This is a genomic window from Cryptosporangium phraense, from assembly GCF_006912135.1.
GTDB classification, from domain to species: Bacteria; Actinomycetota; Actinomycetes; order Mycobacteriales; family Cryptosporangiaceae; genus Cryptosporangium; species Cryptosporangium phraense.
Window position 1 is genome coordinate 127363 of sequence record NZ_VIRS01000021.1, and the last position, 20166, is coordinate 147528.

Sequence of the window (20166 nt, forward strand, 5' to 3'; positions counted from 1 at the left end):
TTCCGAGGGTCACTGGGGTGACGGCATTGTGGTCGGCCCGGACGTCCCCGGGGGGACGAACGCCGTACGAGCGGGTGACGGTGGCGGGATCGGCCGGTTGCGCACCGGCCCGGCCGCCACGTTGCGCGCCGGCCGCGGCGGGTGCGGCGGCCACGGCGGGCGCGGCCCGGGCGGGGGCGCGAGTGCGTCGGCGGTCAGCAGTACGACGCTGACCGCGATCAGCCCGGCTGTCAGCCACGGTCCGAACCGGACGTGCACCATGTCCTGAGCGGCGTCGGCCGCGTAGGACTCGCCCAGCGTCGAGAGCGAGTCGCCGACCGCGCCGAGCAGCGCCGCACGCAGCGCGAGGACCCCGACGAACAACTGCGCGCAGGCGACGAGGCCGGCCACCGCCGCGGCCGCGGGCCACCACCGCGACCCCCGGACCCAGCTCAGCCCGAAGGCGACGAGCGTCGTCAGCAGGCTCCCGAGGAGCAGCACCCGGGCCAGCGCACCCTTGAGCCGATCGACCGAGGACACGTCCGCCGTGCCCTCCTTGGCCCGGGCCCCGGCGAAGACTCCGGTGCCGTGGACGTCGGGCCGGGTGTCGGTGATCGCCGTCGCGCCGGAGACGGTCGCGCTGACCGAGCCCATCGGCGACTCGCAGGACACGGTCACGAACGGGAACCCGAAACACAGCACTGCGAACAGCAGGCCGGCTGGGCTGAGGAATCGGCGCATGATCGGCATGGGTGCCTCCCCCCGGGGCGGAATGGTGGGCACCTTACGGTCGGTGGCCGCGGGGGGACAGGGGCCGTTCAGGCGGGTGGGGATCAGCCGGTGAGGGCCAGGAGCGTGACTGTGTTCGCGGCCCGGTTGCTGAGGTAGCCGGTTCGGCCGTCGGGGGAGACGGCCAGCACCCACGGGCCCCGGCCGGCCTTGACCGTGGCGGTGACCCGCAGCGTCCTCGTGTCCACGACCGTGAGCACGTTGCCGCCTTCGGCGGCGAAGTACGCGTGCCGTCCGTCCGGCGCGATCGTCACGCAGCGGGGGTTGCGGCCCACCGGGACGGTCCCGATCGTGCGACGGGTCGCGAGGTCGATGACCGACGACGTGCTGACGTCGAAGTTCGCGGTGAACGCCCGGCGACCGTCCGGCGTGACCGCGACGCTGTGCGGGCTGCGTCCGACCCGGACGTCGGCGACGTGCGCGTTGTCGGTCGAGCGGAGCAGGATCACGGTGCCGGAGTCGTGGTCGGCGATCAGCGTGAGCGAGCGCTGCGGGGCGAACGCGATCCAGTGCGGGGTCGGCGCGACCGGCACCGCCGACAGCAGCGCGTTCGTCGCCGTGTCGTAGACGAGCACCTTCTCGACGTCGTGATCGGGGACGTAGAGCCGACGCCCGTCGGGGGAGACCGCGAGCGCGTACGGGCTGGAGCGGGCCGGGTCGAGGCCCGCGGTGATCCGGCCGACCACCTTGTTGGTCGCCGGGTCGACGACCGCGATCGCGTTGCCGCGGTGGGTCCGGTAGTCGTGCGTGGCGGCGTAGAGACGGCGGCCGTCCGGGCGCATCGCGAGGTACTGCGGGTCGTCGCGGAGCGGGACGGTCCCGACGACCCGGCGGCGGGCGGTGTCGATGATCGACAGCCGCTTCCCGTCGCTGTCGGCGACGTAGGCCCGGGAGCCGTCCGGCGTGAAGACGATCCCTTGCGGACCGGCTCCGACCCGGACCGTCCCGACGACGCGCGGCTGCGCGCTACTGACCGGCGGCGGAGCCGGTGGCTCCCCGTGCGGCGCCGCCGCTGCCGCCGGCGCGGCGCCCGGCGCAGGCCGGCCGGCCCGGTCCGGACGGTCGGACCGGCGCACCAGCGCCACGCCGGCGACCCCGGCCACCGCCATGACGAGCACCGTCGCGAGCACCGCGACGATCACCGGCCGGAAGTGCCGCCCCATACCGATCCACTGTAGGCCCCGGCCGCGCGCCTCCGGCGCCGCGCGAGCCCGGCATCCGTCGCCGGACGCGCATTCCCGGCGTAGCCGGGTCAGGGCGGCGGGCCGGCTCCGGTCGACCGACCGGCGTAGCCGACGAGGCGGGTGGCCAGGGCGCGGACCTCGTCGCGGAGGGCGTCCGGGGACTCGACGACGAACGGACGGTTCAGCCCGGCGAGCACCCCCGGGACCCAGCCGAGCTCCTCGGCCCAGAACCGGACGCGGGTGTGGTCGCCGGCCGCGCTGACCGCGGCGATCGACGGCAGCCGCAGCCCCTCGGCGGCCCCTTCGACCAGCACCGACACCGCGTGCCGGTAGGGGGCCGCGGCGATGCCGGTGAGCACCCGGGCGGCCGGATCGAAGTCGTCCGGCACGTCGAACTCCCCGGCCAGCACGGTGGCCCGCCGGATCCGGTCGAGGCGGAACGTGCGGACCTCGCCGCTGGCGTCGTCCGCGCCGGTGACGTACCAGCGGCCGCCGTGGGCGACGATCCCGTACGGGTGCAGGGTCCGGTCGCTGGGCTGCCCGTCCCGCCGGGCGTAGGCGAGCGCGACCGGCCGCCGGTCGCGCGCGGCCAGCGCGAGCGTCAGCAGGACGTCGGTCTCCGGCGTCACCGCGTCCCGGGCCGGGGTGGTGAAGCCGAGCGTCTCGCGGAGTGCGTCCAGCCGGGCGCCGAGCGCGGCCGGGAGGACCCGCTGGACCTTGGCCGCCGCGCTCTCCATCGCCGCCGCTGACGCGGCGACCAGCCCGGCCCGCCGCCCGGCGAGCAGCCCGAGCAGGACCGCGAGGGCCTCCTCGTCGGTGAGCATGAGCGGCGGCATCCGGTAGCCGGGCGCGAGCCGGAACCCGCCGTAGCGGCCGCGCTCGGCCCGGACCGGGACGTCGAGGTCGATCAGGTGCTCGACGTACCGGCGGATCGTGCGCTCGTCGACGCCGAGTTGCGCGGCCAGTTCGGAGGCGGTGCGGGTGCCGCCCCGCTGGAGCACCTCGAGCAGCGCGAGCACGCGCGCGGTCGGCCGGGTCATGCTGTCGTTTATACCGGGCGGGAGCTGCCCGGTATCGATCCACACGCTGGGACGAGCAGCGGCAGAAGAACCCGGTCCGCGACCGGAGGATGACCAGCTGTGACGCGTGGCGCGGATGTGACCTGGGCTACTCCGCACTACCCACGCGCACCCCCGCGACTTCCGTATATTCCACTGTGGTGGGTGGCGCGCTTTCCCTCGCGTCCACCCCCGGCGTCCCGTGCATGCTGCCGTCACCGGCGTGCGCGTGTCGGTGACCATCGCGACCCGTGAAGGGGCTCATGGCTGAGCGGACGCTGCTGCGCGCCGTGCTGGAACAGCGCGGCTGGGTGAGCTGGCCCGTGTTCGAGATGCAGTTCGCCGACGCGGCCCGCCGGGTCGCCGAGCGGACCGCGGCCGCGCCGCTGAGCATCTCGCAGGCCACGTTCAAGCGCTGGCTGTCCGGTGAGCGCGACCCGCGCAGCCTGTCCGGGGTCGTGCTCGAGGAGATGCTCGGCGTCGAGACCGAGTTGCTGTTCCGCCCGGCCCCGGCGCACGACGTCGTGCTCCCGCGCCCGCTCGGGCTCTCGTCCCGGGCCACCGCCCTGGCCCTCGACGCCCGGTGGGGGAACTCGCTGCTCTGGCCGTCGTCCCCGGCCGCGGGCGTCGACGGGTCCTGGCGGATGGACGGCCTCGGGCTGTTCGACGGCACGACGGTGGCCGTGCAGGCCTACGAGGCGTCGGCGTTACCGGGCGACCTGGTCGGGATCGGCCCCGACGACGTCCCGCACCTGCGCACGTTCGTCCGGCCGCTGCGGCGGGCGCTGGTGCTGGCCTCGGCGAACGGTCTGTACGCGATGGACGCCGCCCACGCCCGCCGCTACCTGACCACCGAGCGCCCCGAGGACGTCCTGCCGATCCCGGCGGCCTACCGGCTCGACGACCTCACCTACGGGCTGACCTGGGCCCTCACCAATCTGGACGACGGGCTGTCGGCCGACGACGCGGCGCTGCGCCGGGCCGCGTCCGACCTGGACGGGGCCGTCGACCGGCCGCTCTCGGCGGTGGCCCGGGCCTCGCTGCCCGGCGTGTCGGGGATCGGCGCGGCCTGGCTGGGGTCGCGGTACTGCGCCCGGCACGCCGTCCGCTGGCTGCCGGACGAGGTGCAGACCTGGGCGCTGTGGAACCGGGAGTGCCGGGGCGAGGAAGCCGCGTCCTGGCTGTTCTTCCGGCACCAGCACGCGCTGCTGCGCCAGGCCGCGCAGCGATCCGACGCCGGGTCGGTCGCGTTCTGCGTCCCGGCCGCGGTGGTGAAAGACAGCCCCGGCTTCGAGCGGCTGCTGCTGTTCCTGGCCGTCGCCTGGGCCGAGCACACCGGCGTCCCGGCGCTGGTCTGCGCCGAGCCGGAATACGCCCAGATCGACGGCTTCCTGCTGGTACCCGGGCGGCGCGCGGTGGTCACGAACTGGCTCCGCGTCCCGGACGTGTGCCAGGTGGACGTCACCGACCGCAAGGCCCAGCTCCGCGCGTACACCGACGCCGTGGAGCACGCCCGGGCCCGCACGGTCAGCCCCGGGCCCACCCCGGCCCGCCGCCTCCGGGCGCTCGCCGACTACCTGGAACTCGACTGGTCGTGGGTGGTCCGGCGGGCCCGCGAGCTGAGCGAGTACGGGGTGGTCGACATGCTGCATCCGCGCAGCCGCCTCCTGACGCTGAGCCAGGTCGATTCCGTCCTGGCCTTCCTCGGAAAGCTGGACCTCGATGACTGACCCTTCGCGTTCCTTCGACGGGCCGCCACCGGCGGACGACACCGCACAGCTCGGGCAGCTGCGGACGCTGCCCCCGGAGGCCGGTGCACCACCGGGCCTGCGGACGCGGCTGTGGTGGATCGTCGTCGGGTCGCTCGTGCTGGTCGCGCTGATCGGGGCCGGAGCCGCGGTGACGGCCGCGGTCGTCGGGGCGTCGGTCTGGGTCGGAGTCGCGGCGGCGGCCGGGTGGCTGGCCGTGCTGCTCGGAGCGCTGCTCGCGGTCAACGGCGCGGTCCGGAAGATCGGCGAGGACGTCACCGCCGAGCGGACGGCCCGCCTCCAGGCCGAGCACGCGGCCTGGGAAGCCCAGTGGCGCGAGAACGCCGGCCGGTCGGCCCTCGACGAGCGCCAGCGCGCGATCGACGAGCAGCAGCACGCGACCGTGCTCGCGGTGGCCCAGGTCAACGCCGCGCTGGCCGACTCGGTGGAGGAGCTCGGGCGGGTCGCGGTGCTGATCCGCGACGGCGACCACCCCGACCCGCAGGTCCCGGCCCTCCCGGCGGCCGACGCCTGGCCCGCTCCGCTGTCCGAGCTGCAGGCCGGCGTCCGGGAGCTGATGCAGACGTCGTTCGCGGTCGCGTCGCTCTCGACCGGGCACCAACCGGTCGGCGTCCTGATCACGCTGGCCCGGCGGCTCCAGCCGCTGATCCACCGCGCGATCAAGGAGCTGGACGCGCTGGAGAGCCAGGTCGAGGACCCGGACCTGCTCAACGCGCTGTTCCAGCTCGACCACCTGGTGACCCGGGCCCGCCGGCAGGCCGAGAGCATCGCGGTGCTCGGCGGGGCCACGGCCAGGCAGATCCGCAAGCCGGTGCCGGTCTACACGGTGCTGCGCCAGGCGATCGCCGAGATCGAGCACTACGGCCGGGTCAAGGTGCTGCGCCCGGTGCACGGCACGATCGTCGGCCACGCGGTGACCGAGGTGATCCACCTGATCGCCGAGCTGGTCGAGAACGCGACCGTGTTCTCCCCGCCGGAGTCCCGGGTGCAGATCCAGGTCGACCTGGTGCCGGACGGGCTGTCGATCGAGATCGACGACCTCGGCCTGGTGATGGCGGCCGAGCTGCGGCAGCGGATGAACCAGCTGCTGGCGACGCCGGAGCGCCTCGACGTGGGGGAGCAGCTCGAGGACGGGCGGATCGGGCTGATCGTCGTCGCGGCGATCGCCCGCCGGTACCAGATCCGGGTGCGGCTCGAGCGCAACGAGCGGGGCGGGAACCGGGCGCTGGTCGTGCTGCCCGAGAAGCTGCTGGCCGAGGAGCCGATGCGCCGGGCCGACCTCGGCCCGTCCGCGCTGCCGGCCCCGCCGCCCGTCGTCGGCGGCGGCACCGCGACCGCCGTGGCCGCACCCCCGGCCGCCACCGGCACCGCGACCGGCACGGCGACCGGCACCGCCACCGTGAACGGCACCGTGCTGCCGCGCCGCGGCGAGGGCCGCAGCGAGGGCCGCAGCGAGGAGACCGGATCCCACGGGCTGACCGACACCGGATCCCTCGGGCTGACCGAGGACGACCGGCGACGGCTGGCCGAGCTCGGCCGGGCCGCCTCGGCCGGCTACCCCCCGCCCCGGGTCGCGGCTCCGGCCGAGCCGGCCGGCCCGCCGGCCGACCTGTCACCGGACGACGTCCTCCGGCCGCCGTTGCCCCGCCGCGACGGGCAGCACATGGCCCCCGAACTGCGTACCGGGCCCACCGGCCCCACCGGGCTCACCGAACCGGACGCCGGCGACAGCGAGCCGACCGCCCACAACCCCGGTCTGTTCGCCAACTACCAGCGGGGACGCGAACGCGCCGACAACGAGGAGAACCCGCCGTCGGCGGGCTGACCCCTGTGCCCAGGAGAGAGTTCCACCGATGACCGATATGTACGCCACGCCCGCGACCCCGAACCTGTCGTGGGTGCTCGACGAGTTCAAGCGGGACACCCCGGACGTCCAGACCGTCGTCGCGGTCAGCATCGACGGCATCTCGACGTACGCGAACACCGGCCTCCCCGCGGCCGACAACGAACGGCTGGCCGCGATCACCTCGGGTTTCCACAGCCTGGCCCAGGGCCTGGGCGCCCAGTTCGAGGGCGGCCGGGTCCGGCAGGTCGTCGCCGAGCTCGACCAGATGCTGTTCTTCGTGGCCGCGGCCGGCCGCAACACGCTGCTCTCGGTCGTGGCCGCGCCGCACGCCGACGCGGGCATCGTGGGCTACGAGATGACGCTGCTGGCCCGGCGCGTCGGCGACTACTTCGCCACCGCGAGCCGGGTCGGCAGCCACCGGATCGATGGCTTCGCGGGCTGACGACCGGTGACCGACGACCAGTGGCCCGGCTCCCGACCGTGGGTCGAGGACGACGAGACCGAGGCGGTGCGTCCGTATGCCGTGACCGGCGGACGGACCGCCCCGGCCGTCCCCATCGACCTGATGGCGCTGGTCCGGTCCACCGGCGCGGTCCCCGATCACCATCTGGACCCCGAGCAGTTGCACGCGGTGACCGTGTGTTCGGCCGAGCCCCGCACGGTCGCGGAGATCGCGGCCGCGCTGAACCGGCCGGTCCAGGTGACCAAGATTCTGATCTCCGACCTGATCGGACTGGGCGCGGTGCGGTTGCGCACCGCGGCGGCCGCCGACGGGCAGAACCGCGAACGACTTCTGGAGAAGCTGCTCGATGGACTCCAAAACCTCTGATGACGATGAGTCTTTTCCGTTCGTCCCGCTCAAGATCCTGGTCGCCGGCGGGTTCGGCGTCGGCAAGACCACGCTGGTCAAGTCGGTCAGCGAGATCACCCCGGTGACCACCGAAGCGCTGATCACCGCGGCCAGCGCTCAGCTGGACCGCCTCGACGGCATCGAGGGCAAGACCACGACGACGGTCGCGATGGACTTCGGCCGCATCTCGTTCCCGGCCCAGAAACTCAAGCTCTACCTCTGGGGGACGCCCGGCCAGGACCGGTTCTGGTTCATGTGGGACGAGCTGGCGCTGGGTGCGGTCGGGGCGGTCGTCCTGGTCGACACCCGGCGGCTGGCCGACAGCTTCGCCGCCGTGGAGTACTTCCTCGACCGCGACCTGCCGTTCGTCGTCGCGGTCAACGAGTTCGACGGCTCCTACCAGTACACCGGCGACGAGATCACCGACGCGCTCGCCCTGCGCCCGGGGGTCCCGGTCGTGCACTGCGACGCGCGGCTGGCCCGGTCGGTGACCGACGTGCTGATCGCGGTCGTGAAGCACTCACTCGCGACCACCCCAACCTGATTGGAACGAACATGCCTTTCGACGAGGAGACCGGGCTCGACCTGCCCCGGCCGGACGTCCACGCCCCGGAGCGCGTCGCCCGGCTGCGTGAGCTGGGCCTCTACGACACGCCCGACGAGGGCTTCGACGCCCTGGCCACCAAGCTCGCGCAGGACGGCGCGAACCTGGCCGGGATCGAGTACGCGCCGTACGCGATGGTGAACTTCCGCACCGACCGGCACCAGTTCTTCGCCGGCCTGCACGTCCCGTCGGAGTCCCAGCCGGCCGAGGGCGACGGCGTCTCCCGGGTGATGGACCTCGAGCACGGGTACTGCCCGGAGGTCGTCGGCCGGGGCAAGGCGCTGGTGCTCGACGACGTCTGCGCGCACCCGCGGTTCGAGAGCAACGAGGTCGTCGACCTGATCGGGATCCGCAGCTACCTGGGGGACGTGGTGCACGACCCGCGCACCGGGCTCGTCCTGGGGACCGCGTGCATCGTGGACACCGAGCGACGGACCTGGGGCCGGGCCGGTCTGAAGCTGATCAAGGACGCGGTGGGCCAGATCGAGCAGCGGATCTGGGAGCTGGGCCGGTGAACCGCCGGAGCCCCGGGCCTCGTCGGTGAGGCCCGGGGCCCGGCCGCCGGGGCCCGGTTCCCCGGCGGGTCAGACGGCTTCGGCCTCGACCAGCGCCTCCCGGGGCGCCGGGATCAGCGTGACGACGTCGTCGGGCTCCTCGGGCGCGAACCGGGTCGACCAGGGGGCGCCCTTGACCTGGCCGAGCGCGAACTCGGCCAGCCGCAGCCGCTGGACGGCCGACGTCCCGGCCGGCGGCAGGATGTGGAACGCGTCCCGCTGGTAGCGGGCGATCGGGGAGTCGTCCGGGAACAGCACGTACGCGCCGTGGATCTCGACCGCCAGCCGGGCCGAGTCCAGCGCGTACTCCGCGTTGACGAGCTTGGCGTTCTGCAGCTCGGCGTCGCAGGCGATGCCCCGGTCGAGCAGGTGGGCCGCGTGGTAGGCGGCCAGCCGGGCGGTCATCAGCTGGGACTGCATGCGTCCGAGCTGGTCGCGGATCGTCGGGAGCTCGGCCAGCGGCTTGCCGTACCGGCGCTGCCGACCGGCGAACCTCACGGTCTCGGCGACCACGGCCTCGTGGATGCCGAGCGACACCGCGGTCAGGTTCGGGCGTCCGACCAGGATGCTCGACGAGTACGCGACGTCGAGCCCGTCGCCCTCGGAGCCGAGCAGGTTCGCGGCCGGGATCCGGCACTCGTCGAAGATCAGCTCGCCGAAGCTGAACCCGGGCAGCCCGACGGCGGGGCGGTGGGGCGCCGTCGAGAAGCCCGGGCGGTCGGCCTCGACCAGGAACGCCGAGAGTGCCCGGCTCCCGGTGCCGCCGGTGCGCGCGACCACCCCGTGCAGATCCCCGACGTGGCTGTTGCCCACGTACGCCTTGCGCCCGTTGAGGACGTAGGAGGAGCCCTCCCGGCGGGCAGTCGTCGCCATGCCGAGCACGTGGCTGCCGGACGTCAGCTCGGTGACCGCGATCGTCGGCAGGCAGTCCCCGCGGGCGACGGCGGGCAGCCACTGCTGCTTCTGGGCGTCCGAGCCGAAGTGCTGGATCTTCGCGGTGCCCAGCTGGGAGGCCTGGACCATCGCGCCCATGGCCCCGCTCACCCGGGAGAGTTCCTCGATGATGATCGTCTTGGCGACGTGCCCGGCGTCCATCCCGCCGTACCCGGCGCCGATCGTGGCCCCGATCCAGCCCTGCCGCGCGATCAGCCGGGACAGCTCGTACGCGACGCCCCGGTCCTCCTCCATCGCCGCGATGCGCGGGCGGACCTCCGCCTCGGCGAAGGAGCGCACCTCGGAACGGATGCGGTCGTGGCGGTCGGTGCTGAAATAGCCGTCCATGCAGCCTCCATGACGACGACGTAGCCGGGCCCGGACTGCCGGCCGCAGTGCCGGTATTACAGAAGACACCAGCCGTCCGTATTTGGCGCCGAGCTCAACCCTGTCGCGTCTGTTCCGCCGACGCAGCAGTCGCAGAGGTTCATTCGAGGCTCACTTCCGGCGTCGCCAACGGACGCCAACGCCGGCCGAACCGGCTAAACGGCTATAAGGGTCAGGATCGGGAGCCCGGAATGAGCTTCGGCGTCACTCGTTCCTCCGTTTGCGTAGTCGCGAGATGATTCACGGTGGTGTTCCCGGGTGCCGCCGAGCCGCCCGCGAAGAAACGGCAACCAAGCGCCGGACGTGGCCCATTGGTAGCTATGACCCTTTTAGGTAGTTTCAAGGCGTGCTCAAGCAGTTCCCCGACGGCTCGACCCCGCCGCTGATCCACGTGGGCCGGCAGCCGATCTACAACCGCGGTGGGGACGTGGTCGCCTACCAGCTCGTCTTCCGCGACACCGCCGGGGACGGCATCGACAGCCGGGCCCGCACCGACGCGCTCACCCAGCTGATCGTGGCCGCGTTCACCGAGTTCGGCGTCGAGGAGCTGGTCGGCGAGGCCGCGTGCTTCGTCACGGTCAACCGCGACTTCCTCACCGGCGCGGTCCCGGTGCCGTTCGACCCCGGGCACACCGGCCTGTCGGTGAGCGCCGCGGTCACGGTCGACGACGAGGTGGCCGACGGCGCCGCCGAGCTGGCCCGGCGCGGCTTCACGTTCGCGCTCGACCCCGGGTGCGGGCTCGGCACCCAGGAACGGCTGCTCCCGTACGCCGGCTACGTGACGATCGACCTGCGCGGGGCCGCGCGCGAGGAGATCGAGGCCGCCCGGCACGCGCTCGGCCCCTACCCGCACGTCCACGCGATCGCCGGGCACCTGCAGGCGGAAGACGACCTGCTCACCGCGATCGAACTGGGGTTCGAACTGTTCACCGGGCCCGCGGTCGGCCGGGCCCACGTCGTCTCCCGGCCGCGGCTCTCGACGACCGCGACCGCCCGCCTGCGGCTGATCGCGCTGCTGAGCGCCGAGGACGCCGGCGTCGACGAGGTCACCTCGGCCGTCGCCCAGGACCCGGCGGTCAGCTACCGGCTGCTGGCCGCGGCCGGCGCGGCCGCGTCCGGGCAGACCCGCGAGGTCGCCGGGCTGCGCGAGGCGGTCGTGCTGCTGGGCTTCAACCGGATCCAGGGCTGGGTGACGCTGATGCTGATCAGCGACGGCGACGCGCTCGACGAACACGTCGCCTCGGTGGTGCTCAGCCGGGCCCGGTTCTGCTCCCAGCTGGCCCCGGTGTTCGGGGCACCGCCGGACGCGGCGTTCACGGTCGGGCTGCTCGACGGGCTGTCCGACCAGCTCGGCCTGCCGATCCCCGAGCTGGTCGGCTCACTACCGCTGGCGCCGCCGCTCAAGGCCGCGCTGACGTCCGGGGCCGGGCCGCTCGGGCAGGTGCTGCGCATCGCCACCCGCTACGCGGACGGCGTCGTCGAGCGCCTGCCCGGCGTCCTCGGCCCGGCCGAGCTGGCCGACGCCCAGTTCACCGCGCTGCGCTGGGCACATCTCCTGCTGGCATCCGCGTGAGCTCGTCCGGCAGCTCCCCGGGGTGCAGGATCCCGAGCCGCTGGGTGGCCCTGGTCAGCGCCACGTAGAGGTCGTTGCGCCCGCGCGGGGCGGCCGCGATGATCCCGGCCGGGTCGACGACCAGCACCACGTCGAACTCCAGGCCCTTGGACTGCGCGGCCCCCAGCACCACGGCCCGCTCGGTGAGGTCGGGCTCCGGGCCGGCCGAGGCCTCCGGCAGCGCCGCCGCGACGGCCGGCGCGAGCGCGTCCGGCGTGATCACCGCGAGCCGCCCGTCGCCGAGGCCGGCGAGTTCCGCGCGGGCGACCGAGGCCACCCGGCTCACCAGCGCGGCCGGGGGAACTTCCGCGTGCCACGGGGGCTCGCCGGTCTCCCGCACCGACGACGGTGGCTCGGCATCGGCGTCGAGGGTCGCCAGCAGCGGCTCGGTGATCCGCATGATCTCGGCCGGCGTCCGGTAGTTCACCGACAGCCGGGTCAGCCGCCACCGGTCGCCCACGTACGGGGTCAAGGCCTCGTCCCAGGACCGCAGCCCGGCCGGGCTGGACGTCTGCGCGATGTCCCCGACCAGCGTCATCGACCGGGTCGGGCAGCGGCGCATGAGCAGCCGCCAGGCCATCGGCGAGAGCTCCTGGGCCTCGTCGACGATCACGTGCCCGAACGTCCAGGTGCGGTCGACCGCGGCCCGCTCGGCGACCGTCCGGCCGTCCAGCGTCCGGTGGCGTTCGGCCAGGCGCCGGGCGTCGAGGAGGTCGCCGACGGTCAGAACCTCCTTGTCCTCGGTCTTCGACCCGACCGCGACGTCGAGCACGCCCTGCGCGTAGGCGATCTCCTCGTCCCGGGCCCTGGCCGCCTGCGCGCGGGCGGCCCGGTCGTCGGCGCCCAGCCGCTGCGCGGCCTCGTCGAGCAGGGGGACGTCGGCGACGCTCCACCCGCCGGGGTAGCCGGGCCGGCCGGGCTCCCGCCGCAGCAGCGCGATCTCCTCCGGGGTGAGCAGCCCGGCGGCCGCGGTCTCCAGCCGGTCGGCGTGCGCGAACAGCTCGGCCAGCAGGCGCCCCGGCGTCATCGGCGGCCAGAGCCGGTCGCAGGCGTCGGCCACGTTCGGGTCGGCCTCGGCGACGGCCCGGTAGTCGACCGCGGTCTCGCCATACGCGTCGCCGGTGTCGGCCTCGTCGTAGCCGAGCCTCGCCAGGTCCGCGGCCGCGGCCGCGTCCAGATCGGTGTCGCCGAGCAGCGTCGCCGCCTCGGCCTCCAGCCGGTCGGCCAGGCCTGCGGCCTGCGCCTCGAGTTGCCGCGCGACCTCCGCGGTCACCAGCCGGACGAACGTCGGACGGGCCTGGTTGTGCGGACGCCGGGTCGCGCGGGCCCGGTCGGCGGCCGCCGTCCAGAACCGCGGTTCCAGCCGGACGACGTCGTCGCCGACCCGCACGTCGAACGCGGGCCCGTCCGGGGCCTGCCGGTCGCGGACCGCGGCGGCGACCAGGTCGGCCATCCGCCTGCTGCCCTTGAGCGCGACCGTCGCCGGGGCGTCGACGCGGTCCGCGACCACGCCGGGGAACAGCTCGCCGACCGTCGAGAGCAGCACGCTGGTCTCGCCCAGCCCGGGCAGCACCTGCCCGATGTAGCGCAGGAACACCGCGTTCGGGCCCACGACCAGCACACCCCGGGTCGCGATCCGGTTCGAGTGGTACAGCAGGTACGCGGCCCGGTGCAGCGCGACCGCGGTCTTCCCGGTGCCCGGTCCGCCCTGCACGACCAGCACGCCCTGCGCGTCGCTGCGGATGATCCGGTCCTGCTCGGCCTGCAGCGTCGCGACGATGTCCTGCATCCGTCCGGTCCGGCCGGTGGTGACCGCGGCCAGCAGCGCGGCCGCGCCCGCGAGCTGCTCGCGGTCCGCGTCCGGCGCGCCGTCGAGCACCTCGTCGTCGAGCGAGGTGACCCGCCGTTCCCGGGTGGCGATGTGCCTCCGGCGGTGGACGCCTTCCGGCGCCGCACTCGTGGCGACGTAGAACGGGCGGGCGGCCGGGGCCCGCCAGTCCAGCAGCAGCGGGTCGGCGTCGGCGTCCGGAGCGGGCAGGCCGACGCGGCCGACGTAATGGCGGACGCCGTCCTCCAGGTCGAGCCGCCCGAAGCACAGGCCCTGCTCGGCCGCGTCCAGGCGGGAGAGGCGGGCCGAGTACTCGGTGAACGTCGCGTCGCGCTCGCTGCGGGCCTGCGCGGTGCCGCCGGTCTGCCCGGCGACGTCGACCAGGCGCTGTTTCGTGGCCAGCCTCAGCTCGTCGAGGCGGCCGTAGAGACCGGTCAGGTGTTCCTGCTCGAGGTCGAGATCAGACGGGGACACTGTCCACCTTTGCGTCGAGAGCGGGCCAGGCACAGCCTGAGCGAGAGCAACGTCGAAAAACAGTCTTGTTCTTCCCGCGGAGCTGTATCGGACCGGGTTCCAGGGGTCCGCCGATCGGGCCGGGTCCGGCCTAGGCTGGGCCTGGCCGGTGGATGTGCCGGCCGGGTCGCAACGGGGAGAAGGCGCGGATGACCACCGTGTTCCGGCTGGATCGCGGCACACACGAGAGGTACCTGCAGCTCGTCCGGTTCCATCATGATTTCTTCGCCGACGCCTGGGGCGACATCGCGCCGGTCGAGTTCGCCGCGGCCGCCTGGCGCATCGCGACGCCGCCGCTGGCCACGCCGAGTTACGTCCGCTGGCACCGGCGCGTGCTCTCGGCCGAGGTCGTCCGCAACAGCTGGGACGGCACGCTGATCGGCCGGGTCCAGGTGGTGACGCCGCCCCCGTTCGACGTCGGAAGGCTGCCCCGGGTGACGTCGGACACGCCGCCGACCAGCCCGTTCGGCGACGACCACGTCAAGCAGGGGGAGGGGATCTGGCGGAACTGGGCGAACACGTTCGGCCAGTTCGTCGCGCCCACCGACCGGGACATCGCCCGGGGCCCGTTCCTGCGGGCGAGCGCGCTGGTCGAGGCGCCGCTGCCGCTGGCCGGCCTGCCGCCCGCGCCCGAGGGCCCGCTCGACGGATTCGAGGAGGACGCGGCCCGCGCGGTCACCGTGCTGGCCCGCGGCCTCGACCGGATCCTGTCGCCGATCGTGACCGCCCTGGAGTCGTCGGGGCCGGACGTGTCGCTGCCGCAGTAGCGCTCGCTCGGACGAACGCGGAACGGGTCCCGCCCGGTGCTGCAATAACAAGCCCATACCTACCGGCCTCACGGCGCGAAACTGCGCGCCACGGCGGCCCAGGCGGCGGGCGGGTCCTCGGGCGCCGGTTCGGCGCGTGCGACGCGGCGGGCGTAGGCGAGCAGGTGGGCGGCGACCTCGGCGTCGGGACCGGGGGCCGGCTGGGCCAGCACCAGGCGCAGCACCGGGTCGGCGAAGCCCCACAGGGCCAGCAGGTAGGCGCTGGCCTGGGCGGTGGTGCAGCCGAAGCCGGCGACCTCGGCCGCGGCCCGCTCGCCGGGGCCGGCGTCGCGGACCCGGGCCCAGCCGTCGGGGCGGGCGGTCACCTGGGCCAGCAGCCCGATGTCGGCCAGGACGGCGGCCAGGAACAGCGCGCTGGTGCCGGCCCGGCCCAATCCCTCGGCCGACGCCAACCGGCGGGCCAGGGCGGCGGTGAGCAGGCTGTTCGCGGTGAGAGCGCCCAGGTCGAAGCCGGGCGGGAGCGGCGCGCTGGTGCGGTAGGCGGCGCTGACCAGCGCGAGCGCCTGGATGCTGTCGACGCCGAGCAGGACGACGGCCTCCTCCAACGTGACGACCTGGTTCGGCGGGCAGAACAGCCCGGAGTTGACGAGTTTGAGCACGTCGGTGGCGGTGGCCAGGTCGGTCTCGAGGACGGCGGCGAGGTCGGCGGCGTCGCAGTCGGGCTGGGCGGCGGCGTCGACGAGCGCGGTGTACACGGTGGGGGCGCTGGGCAGCGACCGGGCCGAGCCGAGGAACACCGAGATCGCGCCGCCGACCGCGTGCCGGGCCGCGGCGACCTCGTCGATCGCGGTGATCAGGTCGTCCGGGCGGCAGGGTTTGAGCAGGAAGCGGTGGGCGAGCGCGAGGACGGAGAGCAGCGCGGAGCGGTCGGTGCTGCCGGAGAGCGCGATCCGGGCGGTGGCGGGGGAGCGGTCGCGGACCGTGCCGAGGAGCCGGAGCCCGTCGAGCCCGGGCCCGGCGGCGTCGCAGACGACGACGTCGATCGGGCGTCCGGCGGTGAGGAGCGCCTCGCCGTCGGCGGCGGTGGTGGCGCACTCGAGGTCCCAGTCGGGCCGGGCGATGCGGAGCAGGCGGCGGAGCGCGGCCAGGACGTTCGGCTCGTCGTCGGCGCACAGCACCCGCAATCCCGGCACCCGCACCCCGCCCTCCCTGAACACCTCTCCGCTAAAGTAACGCGTCAAAGGGCAAAACCGGCATTCAGCTCGTATCGGGGGGCGCGGTGGCGGAGCGGATCCTGCTGGTGGACGACGAGCCGGGAGTGCTGGACGGGCTCCGCCGCACGCTGGCCACCAAGTACGCGGTCGAGGCGGTGCTGTCCCCGGCCGAGGCGCTCAAGAAGCTCGAGCACAGCCGTGGGGGATCGAACCCGTTCGCGGTCGTCGTCTCGGACATGATGATGCCGGAGATGAACGGCTCCGAGTTCCTGACCCGGGCCTCGGAGATCAACCCGCTGGCGGTGCTGATCCTGCTCTCCGGTAAGGCCGACGTGCGCTCGACGATCGCGGCGATCAACACCGGCCGGCTGTTCCGCTTCATCGCCAAGCCGTGCAGCCCCCGTGACCTGCAGAAAGCCATCGACGAGGCGTTGGCCGCCTACCACGCGTCGAAGGCCGAGAGCGACCTGCTCGAGAAGACGCTGGCGGGTTCGGTGAAAGTGCTGGCCCAGGCCCTGGCGATGGCCAGCCCGGAGATCGGCGGGCGGACCAACAACGTCATCGAGCTGGTCGGCGGCGCGGCCCGGATGCTCGGGCAGAGCCACAGCTGGGAGCTGCGCATGGCCGCGCGGCTGAGCCAGCTCGGGCTGGTGTCGATCCCGCCCGAGGTGCTGCACCGCGTCGAGGGCGGGATCGAGGGCACGGCCGGGGAGAAGTCGATGTACCGGGAGCACCCGGCGGTCGCCAAGGACCTGCTGGCCGAGATCCCCAAGCTGGAACGGGTCGCGGCCTGGATCGGCGGCCAGGTGGCGGACGCGACCGCACCGCCGCCGAAGTCCGAGACGGACCCCGACCAGCGGGCCGAGCTGCAGCGCCAGATCTTCACCTGCGCGACCGAGTTCCTGGCCGCGAAGGACATCGGCGAGTGGCCGCCGGAGTGCGCGGCCCGGCTGACCGCCGGCGGCCGGTACCGGACCGACGTGATCCAGGCGATCCTGAAGACCGCGCAGGAGCGGGACAAGGCCCCGGACGCGGTGTCGGTGACGATCAACCAGCTCAAGGTCGGCATGCGGTTCGTGCGTGACGTCAAGGCGACGACCGGGGCGACGCTGGTCCGGAAGGGCGACACGGTGACCGACGCGGTGCGGGTGCGGCTGCAGAACTTCCGCACGTACGTCGGGGTGGTCGAGCCGCTGCGGGTGACCCCGGTGAAGGAGACGTTCTAGCGCCAGTGGGTGGGGCGCGGGAGGTGCGGCGGGAGGCGGGTCGCGTGGTTACCGCGGGCGGCGGCCAGCTGCGGCGGGGTGAGGAACAGCGCGTCGCGCAGGTCGGCGCCCGAGAGGTTCGCCCCGCGGAGGTCGGCGCCGGTGAGGTCGGCGCCGCGCAGGTCGGCTGCTTTCAGCGTCGCGCCGATCAGGTAGGTGCCCCGCAGGCCGGCCCGGCGGAGGTCGGCCCGGTCGAGGCGGGCGCCGATGAGGTCCGCGCCGTGGTGATCGGGGCCGGGCCGGCCGGTGGCGGCGCGGGTCAGTTCGCCGGCCCGGCGCAGGAGCGGCACGACGGCCTCGTGGTGGGCGTCGACGTCGAGGGCCCGCAGGTCGTCGGGGGAGCCGTCGGCGAGCGCGGTCGTCCGGGCCAGGGCGTCGGCGAGGTCGGCGTGGAGCGGGGCGGCCGGGGCCAGCGTCCGGGCCTCCTCGAGGTACCAGCGGAGTTCGAACAGCCGGCGCACCACCGGGAACACCGCGAACATCGAATCGGCGACCTCGGGGCCTTCGCGCCAGGTGCGGCCGCCGAACGTGTGCCGGGTGACGTGCTGGCCGGCGCCGAGGCAGTCGAACACCGTGCAGCCGGCGTACCCCGAGGGGCGTAGCCGGTCGTGGATGCCGCACCGGAAGTCGGTCAGCAGGTTCGGGCACGGGCGTCCGGCCGGTTTGTCGGCCGCGAAGTCGGCCGACTTGGCGAACGGCAGCGCGACGCAGCACAGCGCGGCGCAGCGGGCGCAGTCCGGGCGCAGGTCGGGGGAGACGGTCATCCGGCCAGCGTCCGCTCGGGTGCGTCGAGGCGGGCACCGACGCGCCACCAGCGATCGAAATCCGCGTCGCCCAGCACGGCCCGGCAGGCTTCCCGGGCGGTCCCGGCCTCCGGCAATGCCCCGTCCGGGAGTTCGGTGGCCACCGGGAGTGGGGAGGCCGGGTGGCGGAGGGTCCAGGCGGCTCCGAGGGCCTGGGCGCCGCGACGGGCGTGGGCCCGGACGTCGCCCGTGAACGGCGCACCGCACCCGGCGGCGAACCGTTCGAGCACGTCGGCGCGGAGCGGGGCGTCGCCGGTGAGCAGGGCCCGGCCGAGCGCCTGGGCGTGCCGCCCGGCGGCGGCCGCGGAGCCCCGCTCGGCCTCGACCCGACCCAGGCAGGACAGCAGCTGGGCGGAGAACCGGGTCGCGGCCGGCGGGCCGGAGCCGCTCTCCGGTTCGACGCCCGGCACCGCGTCGAGGACCTTGAGCGCCGTGTAGAGCTCGACCGCGGCGAGGTCGAGGTCACCGCCGTAGCGGGCGACTTCGCCGCGGGAGTGCCGGATCCGGGCCGCGAGCAGCGGGTCGCCGCTGCGGTCGGCGAGCGCCTCGGCGCGGTCGAGCGCGCCGTGGGCGGCGGCGTGGTCGCCGAGGCGGCCGGAGAGCGTCGCGATCTGGACGAGGAGCTCCGGGACCTCGGAGAGCCCGTCGAGCTCGGAGGCCAGCCGTTCGGCCTCGCGCAGCGCCTCCCGGGCGGCCCACGGGTCGCTGCTGGTGGTGGCCATCGCGACGCTGGACGCCGAGAGCAGCGAGCCCCAGCGTTCGCCGATCGCGCCGAACCCGTCGCGGGCGGCCGCGAACGCCGCGACCGCGCCCGCGGTGTCGCCGGCGTCCCAGGCCGCGTGGCCGGCCAGGAGCGCGCTCGCGGCCCGGCACCACGGGTCGGGGTGGGCGGCGAACCTCTCCGCCGCGAGCAACATCCGAGAGGTCCGCCCGCCCCACTCCGGCCCGGAGGTCAGGGGGCCGGGCCCGGCCGGTTCCGGACCCGGGCCGGCCGGCCGCGGCCCCAGCCCGTCGGTTCGGGGGCCAGATCCGTCGGCCCGGGGGGCGGGTCCGGCCGGTTTCGGTCCCGGGCCGGCCGGTCGCGGCTCGGGACCGGTGGCGCGGGGTTCTTGCTCGGCCGGCCGCGGCGGCGGGGCGTCGTCGGCGGGCGAGGCTCCGGCCAGCCAGGCCGCGGCGAACACGGCGACCGGGTGCTGCAGGGTCTGGAGCTGCTCGAGCAGCTCGGGCGAGAGGGTCCAGGGCGCGCCGAGGGGCCGGCGGGCGGTGGCGGCGGCGCTGAGCACGCAGAGCCCGACCGTGTCGTCGAGCGTCCGGCCGTCCCACCCGCGCAGGGCCCGCTCGGCCCAGTCACCGGCCGCCCGGCGCTGGCCGGTGAGCCACCAGAACCAGGTCCGGGCCGCCACCAGCCGCCGGGCGGCCCGGACCTCACCGGCGGCCAGGGCCCGGGCGGTGGCCGCGTCGAGGTCGGCGTGGCCGGCCCGGAACCGGGCGATCGCCACCAGTTGCTGCCCGGTGCGCAGCTGCGGTTCGGTGCGTTCGGCGACGTCCAGGACGTAGGCGGTGTGGGCGGCGGCGATCAGCTCGCGTTCGCCGGCGTCGTCGAGGCGCTCGGCGGCGTACTCCCGGACGGTCTCCAGCAGCCGGTAGCGGCGCCCGTCCGGACCGTCGACCGGCACCAGCAACGACCGGTCGACGAGGTCACCGACCAGGTCGAGCAGCTCGTCGCCGGGCCGTCCGGCGCCGCACACCGCGTCGACGCCCTCCAGCGACGGCGCCCCGGCGAAGATCGCCAGCCGGCGCAGCAGCGTGCGTTCCGGGGTGCTCAGCAGCTCCCAGCTGCCGTCGAGGACCGCCCGGAGCGTCCGGTGCCGGGGGACGCCCCCGCGGGAGCCGCGGGAGAGCAGCGCGAGCCGGTCGTCGACGCGGGCCGCGACCTCGGCCAGGCTCAGCGACCGCAGCCGCGCGGCCGCGAGCTCGATCGCGAGCGGCAGCCCGTCGAGCGCCCGGCAGATCCGCACGACGTCGCCGAGCGTCTCGTCGGTGACCGCGAACCCCGGCGACACCGCCGCCGCCCGCTCGGCGAACAGCCGCACCGCCGCCGAATCCGCCGCCGCGCCGACGCCCGAGCCCCCCGCCACGCCCGAGCTCGCGGCCGCAGCCGCAGCCGCTTCCGCCGCCGCGGTCACGCCCGAGCCCCCAGTGACGCCCGAG

At 74.9% G+C, this 20166-nt stretch carries 17 protein-coding genes; 9 read left to right on the forward strand and 8 right to left on the reverse strand.

Annotated elements, in window-relative coordinates:
• Positions 1-9 precede the first annotated feature (9 nt).
• The 3 genes from FL583_RS27290 to FL583_RS27300 form a co-directional block, all read right to left on the reverse strand.
• Complete coding sequence (locus FL583_RS27290) at positions 10-729, reverse strand: hypothetical protein (protein WP_142707699.1); 720 nt, start codon at positions 727-729, stop codon at positions 10-12.
• A gap of 83 nt (positions 730-812) precedes the next feature.
• Positions 813-1931 carry a beta-propeller fold lactonase family protein gene (locus FL583_RS27295; RefSeq protein WP_142707700.1) on the reverse strand — a complete coding sequence of 373 codons (1119 nt, stop codon included), beginning with the start codon at positions 1929-1931 and terminating at the stop codon, positions 813-815.
• A gap of 89 nt (positions 1932-2020) precedes the next feature.
• Positions 2021-2992 (reverse strand): helix-turn-helix transcriptional regulator, encoded by a 972-nt coding sequence (locus FL583_RS27300; protein WP_142707701.1) that lies wholly within the window; start codon positions 2990-2992, stop codon positions 2021-2023.
• Between the two features lie 281 nt (positions 2993-3273).
• On the opposite strand from FL583_RS27300, the gene FL583_RS27305 reads away from it, so the two are divergent.
• From FL583_RS27305 to FL583_RS27330, 6 genes are read left to right on the forward strand one after another with little or no spacing between them, the layout of a single operon-like run.
• Positions 3274-4740, forward strand: coding sequence for a hypothetical protein (locus tag FL583_RS27305; protein ID WP_142707702.1), 1467 nt, complete (start codon positions 3274-3276; stop codon positions 4738-4740).
• Entirely contained in the window at positions 4733-6604 is a 1872-nt protein-coding gene (locus tag FL583_RS27310) for a sensor histidine kinase (protein ID WP_142707703.1), read from the forward strand. Before FL583_RS27305 ends, FL583_RS27310 begins: the two co-directional genes overlap by 8 nt.
• 28 nt (positions 6605-6632) lie before the next feature.
• Entirely contained in the window at positions 6633-7067 is a 435-nt protein-coding gene (locus FL583_RS27315; protein WP_142707704.1) for a roadblock/LC7 domain-containing protein, read from the forward strand.
• 6 nt (positions 7068-7073) lie between these two features.
• Positions 7074-7454, forward strand: coding sequence for a DUF742 domain-containing protein (locus FL583_RS27320; protein WP_142707705.1), 381 nt, complete (start codon positions 7074-7076; stop codon positions 7452-7454).
• Positions 7435-8019, forward strand: a complete 585-nt coding sequence (locus FL583_RS27325) for a GTP-binding protein (RefSeq protein WP_142707706.1) — start codon at positions 7435-7437, stop codon at positions 8017-8019. The genes FL583_RS27320 and FL583_RS27325 overlap by 20 nt, the downstream gene beginning before the upstream one ends.
• An 11-nt stretch (positions 8020-8030) precedes the next feature.
• Positions 8031-8594 carry a GAF domain-containing protein gene (locus tag FL583_RS27330; protein ID WP_142707707.1) on the forward strand — a complete coding sequence of 188 codons (564 nt, stop codon included), beginning with the start codon at positions 8031-8033 and terminating at the stop codon, positions 8592-8594.
• A gap of 69 nt (positions 8595-8663) precedes the next feature.
• On the opposite strand, the gene FL583_RS27335 is transcribed toward FL583_RS27330, so the two are convergent.
• On the reverse strand, positions 8664-9914 hold the full coding sequence (locus FL583_RS27335) for an acyl-CoA dehydrogenase family protein (RefSeq protein WP_142707708.1): 1251 nt from the start codon (positions 9912-9914) through the stop codon (positions 8664-8666).
• Between the two features lie 385 nt (positions 9915-10299).
• On the opposite strand from FL583_RS27335, the gene FL583_RS27340 reads away from it, so the two are divergent.
• Positions 10300-11526 carry an EAL and HDOD domain-containing protein gene (locus FL583_RS27340; protein WP_142707709.1) on the forward strand — a complete coding sequence of 409 codons (1227 nt, stop codon included), beginning with the start codon at positions 10300-10302 and terminating at the stop codon, positions 11524-11526.
• Here the strand turns inward: FL583_RS27340 and FL583_RS27345 are convergent.
• On the reverse strand, positions 11483-13867 hold the full coding sequence (locus tag FL583_RS27345) for a HelD family protein (RefSeq protein ID WP_142707710.1): 2385 nt from the start codon (positions 13865-13867) through the stop codon (positions 11483-11485). The two genes, FL583_RS27340 and FL583_RS27345, sit on opposite strands and share 44 nt — an antisense overlap.
• A 188-nt stretch (positions 13868-14055) precedes the next feature.
• Between FL583_RS27345 and FL583_RS27350 the strand changes: the two genes are divergently transcribed.
• Positions 14056-14673 (forward strand): condensation domain-containing protein, encoded by a 618-nt coding sequence (locus FL583_RS27350; protein ID WP_142707711.1) that lies wholly within the window; start codon positions 14056-14058, stop codon positions 14671-14673.
• Between the two features lie 68 nt (positions 14674-14741).
• Here the strand turns inward: FL583_RS27350 and FL583_RS27355 are convergent, their stop codons facing one another.
• The gene (locus FL583_RS27355; protein WP_142707712.1) at positions 14742-15872 is read right to left on the reverse strand and encodes an HDOD domain-containing protein; all 1131 of its coding nucleotides are present in this window, start codon (positions 15870-15872) and stop codon (positions 14742-14744) included.
• Positions 15873-15952: 80 nt separating this feature from the next.
• On the opposite strand from FL583_RS27355, the gene FL583_RS27360 reads away from it, so the two are divergent.
• Positions 15953-17113: a response regulator gene (locus FL583_RS27360; protein ID WP_142707713.1), complete on the forward strand. Its 1161-nt coding sequence runs from the start codon at positions 15953-15955 to the stop codon at positions 17111-17113.
• Here the strand turns inward: FL583_RS27360 and FL583_RS27365 are convergent.
• Both FL583_RS27365 and FL583_RS27370 read right to left on the reverse strand, forming a co-directional pair.
• A complete protein-coding gene (locus tag FL583_RS27365; RefSeq protein WP_142707714.1) occupies positions 17110-17916 on the reverse strand; it encodes a pentapeptide repeat-containing protein in 807 nt (268 codons plus the stop codon). The genes FL583_RS27360 and FL583_RS27365 overlap by 4 nt on opposite strands.
• The coding region (locus FL583_RS27370) for an ATP-binding protein (protein WP_420843202.1) at positions 17913-20166 on the reverse strand (2254 nt) is incomplete at its 5' end. The genes FL583_RS27370 and FL583_RS27365, both read right to left, overlap by 4 nt.